This is a genomic window from Bradyrhizobium sp. UNPF46 (genome assembly GCF_006658625.1).
Classification (GTDB): Bacteria; Pseudomonadota; Alphaproteobacteria; order Rhizobiales; family Xanthobacteraceae; genus Bradyrhizobium; species Bradyrhizobium nitroreducens.
Map to the genome: position 1 here is coordinate 206380 of NZ_LFJB01000040.1, position 6085 is coordinate 212464.

At 66.4% G+C, this 6085-nt stretch carries 5 protein-coding genes; 4 read left to right on the forward strand and 1 reads right to left on the reverse strand.

All coding sequences use genetic code 11. From position 1 onward, the window contains the following. The first annotated feature begins 26 nt into the window (after window positions 1–26). The 4 genes from rlmN (at window position 27) to argG (ending at window position 4293) form a co-directional block, all read left to right on the forward strand. Window positions 27–1229 (forward strand): dual-specificity RNA methyltransferase RlmN, encoded by a 1203-nt coding sequence (gene rlmN / locus UNPF46_RS17300; protein WP_142250798.1) that lies wholly within the window; start codon window positions 27–29, stop codon window positions 1227–1229. 148 nt (window positions 1230–1377) lie between these two features. After that, entirely contained in the window at window positions 1378–1872 is a 495-nt protein-coding gene (locus tag UNPF46_RS17305; RefSeq protein WP_142250799.1) for a hypothetical protein, read from the forward strand. 214 nt (window positions 1873–2086) lie between these two features. After that, entirely contained in the window at window positions 2087–2863 is a 777-nt protein-coding gene (locus tag UNPF46_RS17310) for a phosphatase PAP2 family protein (RefSeq protein ID WP_100175370.1), read from the forward strand. A gap of 92 nt (window positions 2864–2955) precedes the next feature. Next, complete coding sequence (gene argG / locus UNPF46_RS17315; protein ID WP_142250800.1) at window positions 2956–4293, forward strand: argininosuccinate synthase; 1338 nt, start codon at window positions 2956–2958, stop codon at window positions 4291–4293. 162 nt (window positions 4294–4455) lie between these two features. On the opposite strand, the gene UNPF46_RS17320 is transcribed toward argG, so the two are convergent. Beyond that, window positions 4456–6085: OmpA family protein (locus tag UNPF46_RS17320; protein WP_246668680.1), on the reverse strand; the 1630-nt coding region annotated here is incomplete at its 5' end.

The following is a 6085-nucleotide window of genomic DNA, read 5'->3' on the forward strand; positions in this document are numbered from 1 at the left end:
AACGACAAGATAATCAGGTCCAATCAATGCAACCGACGACCGAACCACGCGACGCAATCCTGGTGGAGAAGACTCCGCTCGAAACCTATGTGCCGCCGGCAAAGCCGTCGCTGATCGGCCTGTCGCGCACGGAGCTGGCCGACCGCCTCGGCGAGATCGGGGTCGCTCCGGCGCAGCGCAAGATGCGCGTGCAGCAGCTCTGGCACTGGCTCTACTTCCGCGGCGCCCGTGGCTTCGACGACATGACCTCGATCTCGAAGGGTATTCGCGCCGAGCTCGCGCAGCACTTCACGGTCGACCGGCCCGAAGTCGTGGCCGAGCAGATCTCCAACGACGGCACCCGCAAATGGCTGCTGCGCCTGCCGAGCGGCGACAATGTTCAGAAGGCGCATGAAGTCGAGTGCGTCTACATTCCCGAGACCGATCGCGGCACGCTCTGTGTCTCCTCGCAGGTCGGCTGCACGCTGAACTGCTCCTTCTGCCACACCGGCACGCAGCGCCTGGTGCGCAACCTCACCGCCGGCGAGATCGTGGGCCAGATCATGGTCGCGCGCGATCGCCTGAACGACTGGGCCGATCGCGAGGACGGCACGCGCCGCGTCACCAACATCGTGATGATGGGCATGGGCGAGCCACTGTACAATTTCGACGCGGTGCGCGATGCGCTCCTGATCGTCGGCGACAACGAAGGCATCGGCATCTCGCGCCGCCGCATCACGCTGTCGACTTCGGGCGTGGTGCCGAACATCGTGCGCGCCGGCGAGGAGATCGGCGTCATGCTCGCGATCTCGCTGCATGCGGTGCGCGACGAGCTGCGCAACGAGCTGGTGCCGCTCAACCGCAAATATCCGATCAAGGAATTGCTGCAGGCCTGCCGCGACTATCCCGGTGCCTCCAACGCGCGACGCATCACCTTCGAATATGTGATGCTCAAGGGCGTCAACGATTCGCTCGATGACGCAAAGCTGCTGGTGAAGCTGCTCAAGGGCATTCACGCCAAGATCAACCTGATCCCGTTCAATCCCTGGCCCGGCACCGCCTATGAATGCTCGGACTGGGACCAGATCGAGAAGTTCTCCGAATACATCTTCAACGCCGGCTATTCCTCCCCGGTGCGGACCCCGCGCGGCCGCGACATCCTCGCCGCCTGCGGTCAGCTCAAGTCGGAGACGGAAAAGCTCTCGGCCCGCGAGCGCCAGGCGCTGCGCGCCATGGCGATGACGGATTGAGAATGGCGGCTTCCTCAGCGCTCGTCATGGCCGGGCTTGACCCGGCCATCCACGAGCCGCGAGAAAGAAAGTCGTGGATGCCCGGGTCAAGCCCGGGCATGACGGCTGAGAGCGTGGCGACGTCGTTGATCCGTAACCTGCTTATCTCATGTCCCTGATCGGCCGCCTCATCGTCATCTTCATCGGCTTCCTCGCCGCCTGCTTCGTCGGCGGCATGATCGTCGTCGTCGCGCTGCTGTTTCCGGAGTTCGCCGATCTCGGCGCAGGTCCCGTCGACCAGGGCGCGATCGACATCCTGCTTGGCTTCGGCTTCATCTTCGTCTCGGGCTTTGCCCTGGTGCCGGCGGCGGTGATCGTTGCGATCACCGAAGCGCTCTACATCCGTAGCGCGCTCGCCTATGCCGTCGGTGGCGGCCTCGTCGGGCTCGCCTGCTATCTCGGCCTCGTTCCCTTCCACTCCGACACGTTCCAGTTCGAAGGCATCGTGCGGCGTCACCTGGAGATCATGACCGGCGCGGGCATCGTTGCCGGCGTGGTCTATTGGCTGATCGCTGGCCGCAACGCCGGCGCCTGGCGCATCCCGCCTCCCCCAGGCAACCCGCCTCCACCACTGCCGTCGCATTCAAGGCCGGATGCGCGGTGAGGCTTTTTACCCTCCCCTGGAGGGGGAGGGTCGATCGCGCATAGCGCGAGCGGGGTGGGGTGACAGACTATCCGCGATAGCTGTGCGCGTGGCTTCACCCCACCTCGGTTCGCATTTCGCTTCGCTACATGCGAACCGATCCTCCCCCTCCAGGGGAGGATGGGCACCGCCGTTGGGGTTTTCATCCCCGTCCCACTCCGCTAAACCGCGCGCCATGAACCGTACCGGACTCTTCATCGCCCTGGCGCTGTGGCTCGTGATCGGCGTCGTTTTCGGCCTCTATCCCGAGCTCGATCTCAAGCTGGCATCGCTGTTCTTCGACCCCGAGACGAAGACCTTTCCGCTCAAGCTGAACGACTGGGCCGGCTTCGCGCGCGATGCCGCGATGTGGGTCGCCTGGGCTTTCGTGCTGCCGTCGCTGGTGGCGCTCGTGGTCAAGATGATCAGGCCCGACCGTCCCTTGATGGTGTCGGGACGCGCGATCGTGTTCCTGCTGGCCACGATCATCCTGTCGGCCGGCATCCTCACCAACCTCACCTTCAAGACCTATTGGGGCCGGCCGCGCCCGGTGGTGGTGACCGAGTTCGCCGGCGATCAGCAATTCGTGCCGTGGTGGGATCCCCGCGGCGGCTGCGCGCGCAACTGCTCGTTCTTCTCGGGCGAAGGCGCGACCGCGTTCTGGACCCTGGCGCCCGCCGCGCTGGCGCCGCCGGCGTGGCGGCCGCTCGCTTACGCCGGAGCAGTCATCTTCGGCGCCGTGACCAGCGGGCTGCGCATGGCCTTCGGCGGGCACTTCTTTACCGACGTGTCGATCGCCGGCCTCGTCACCTTCGTGGTGATCTGGTTTGCCTACGCGCTGATTTACCGCTGGCCGCGAACGCGGTTTTCGGACGAGGCGGTCGATGCCGCCCTGACCCGGCTGAACATGCCCGCCTACCGGCTCCGCCAGCGCCTGTTCGGCCGCAGGACCGGTCCCGAGCCCTCGGTTTGAGCCATTAAATGCGTGCCGAGGCGTGCGAAATTTGATATTCGCCGCCACGAGCCACAGACAACATCAGCTATTTGAGACCGATTGGACGCGCCATGACCACGATCCTGAAAAGCCTGCCCAAGGGAGAGAAAGTCGGCATCGCTTTTTCGGGCGGCCTCGACACTTCCGCCGCGCTGCTCTGGATGAAGCAGAAGGGCGCGCGCTGCTACGCCTACACCGCCAATCTCGGCCAGCCCGACGAGGCCGACTACAACGAGATCCCGCGCAAGGCGATGGAGTTCGGCGCCGAAAAGGCGCGCCTCGTCGATTGTCGCACGCAGCTGGTCCATGAAGGCATCGCCGCGATCCAGTCCGGCGCCTTCCACATCTCGACCGGCGGCATCACCTATTTCAACACCACGCCGCTCGGGCGCGCGGTGACCGGCACGATGCTGGTCGCGGCGATGAAGGAGGACGGCGTCAACATCTGGGGCGACGGCTCGACCTTCAAGGGCAACGACATCGAGCGCTTCTACCGTTACGGCCTGCTCACCAATCCCGGCCTGAAAATCTACAAGCCCTGGCTCGATCAGCAGTTCATCGACGAGCTCGGCGGCCGCGCCGAGATGTCGGCATTCATGACCGCCCAGGGTTTTGCCTACAAGATGAGCGCCGAGAAGGCGTATTCGACCGACAGCAATCTGCTCGGCGCGACGCACGAGGCGAAGGATCTCGAAAGCCTCGACAGCGGCATCAAGATCGTCAACCCGATCATGGGCGTGCCGTTCTGGCGTGACGATTGCGCCGTCAAGGCTGAGACGGTCGTGGTGCGCTTCGAGGAAGGCCAGCCCACCGCGCTGAACGGCCAGACCTTCTCCGATCCCGTCGCGCTGTTCCTCGAAGCCAACGCCATCGGCGGCCGTCATGGCCTCGGCATGAGCGACCAGATCGAGAACCGCATCATCGAGGCCAAGAGCCGCGGCATCTACGAGGCGCCGGGCATGGCGCTGCTGCACATCGCCTATGAGCGCCTCGTCACCGGCATCCACAACGAGGACACCATCGAGCAATACCGCATCAGCGGCATGCGCTTGGGTCGCCTGCTCTATCAGGGCCGCTGGTTCGACTCGCAAGCCTTGATGCTGCGCGAGACCGCCCAGCGCTGGGTCGCGCGCGCCGTCACCGGCGAGGTGACGCTGGAGCTGCGCCGCGGCAACGACTATTCGATCCTCAACACCGAGAGCCCCAACCTCACCTATGCGCCTGAAAGGCTCAGCATGGAGAAGGTCGAGGACGCCGCCTTCACGCCGGCCGACCGCATCGGCCAGCTCACCATGCGCAATCTCGACATCGCCGACACCCGCACCAAGCTCAGCCTTTATTCGAAGACCGGCCTGCTCTCGGGCAGCGAAGGCTCGCAGATCTTCCGGCTCGAAAGCGACAAGGATTGACGTAATCCGCAACTATCGCCTCATTCGTCATTGCGAGCGAAGCGAAGCAATCCAGAATCTCTCAGCAGCGACAGTCTGGATTGCTTCGTCGCTGCGCTCCTCGCAACCACGAAAACAAAAATGGCCGGGATCGCTCCCGGCCATTTGCGTTTGTGGTTGCCGTTACCGCGGCGGCGCGGTGCCGGGCGGGGGCGGCGGCAGCGAGGCCTGACCGCCGTTGAGCAGCGGCGTGATGTTGCGGATGGTGACGCGACGGTTGATCGCGCTGGGCCCTTGCGTCTGCTCCTTCAGGTACTGCTCGCCATAACCCTGCGAGGTCAGGTTCTCGGCGGGCACACCGAATTGCTGCGTCAGCAATTCGGCTGCGGATTGCGCGCGACGGTCCGACAATGAGAGATTGTCGACCTCGTTGCCGACCGCGTCGGTGTGTCCCTCGATCAGGAAGACCTCGCGCGGATTGCGCTGGATCGCCTGGTTGAGGCCGTCGGCAATCACCTGCAACCTCGCCGCCTGGTCCGGCGGGATGGTCCACGATCCCGTCTCGAAGATGATCGTGTTGACGTCGATGCTCGGCATCTGCATGCGAACATTGGGGCTGTAGCGGATCTCGTCGAGCGAGTAACGCCGGTCGATCCGCTGCACCGGTGGCGCCACCATGGTCTGGTAGATGACGTCAGGTGACGCTTCCTGGGCGTCGACGATGTAGCGATCGTAGGGGATGTTCACGACCGGCGGAGGCACGTCGACATAGAAGCCGCCGACCGCGCGCGGATCGCGGTAGGTGTTGTCGATGATGATGAGCTCGCGTCCGCGGGGATCCCTGCGGATGCGTCGCATCAGCCGGCCATCGGGACCGACGACGGTGATGATCTCACTGCCGTCGGGACGAATCACGACCGTGCGGGTTTCTCCGCCGACGGTGTCGGTGCGGATGTCGCGTGCGCCGTAGCGGAAGCGATAGAGATCGTTGCCACGGACATAAGCCTGCCCGCCCGGATCGCGGATGATGATGCGGTCCGGCTCGGTGTAGACGGTGCGTCCGCCCTCGATGGACTCGCGACGCTGACTGTGGAGGTCGGCGATGGTGGCACCGAGGACTGCGCCGGCCACGACGCCCGCACCGATCGCGAGCGGTGTCAGGTCACGCTGCGGCGGACGCGGCGCGGGCGGCAAGGGTGCGGCAATCGTCGGCGCGGCCCTGAAGGCGGGCGCAATCGTCGGTGTCGCGTATTGCTTTCGGTCTGGCGGCGGCGTTGCTGCCGCCGAACCGGGGACGACCGACGGTGCCACGGCGCCGGCGGGAGGCGCCGGCGGCCGTGGCGGAGCGCCAGCTTGCGGGGACGTCGGCGGAGTTCCGGCGGCGGGCCCGCCCGCAGGAGGCGTTGCGCCTTGTTGGCCGGGTGCCGGCGTCGCAGTCGGGGCCGGGGTCGCGCCAGAAGCTGGTGCTGCACCTGGGCGTCCGGGCGTCGGCGTGCCGCCAGGAGTCGGCGTCGCTGCCGGAGCCGGCGCAGCACCAGGAGCCGGTGATCCCGCCGGGGGAGGAGGCGCGCCTGGGCGGCCGGGCGGCGGTGTACCGGGGCGCCCTGCCGGCGATCCGCCGGGCGTGCTGCCAGGTGCCGGCGTTGCGGTCGGCGCAGGCGTTGCCGTCGGTGCGGGCGTCGCTGTCGGTGCGGGCGCAGGTGCGCCGGGGCGAGCCGCGGGTGCTGCCGTCGGGGCAGGCGGCGTTGCCGTGGGCGCAGGTGCGGGCCGGGCTGGGGGAGCCGCTGCCGGAGGTGGCGGAGGCGGCGGAGGT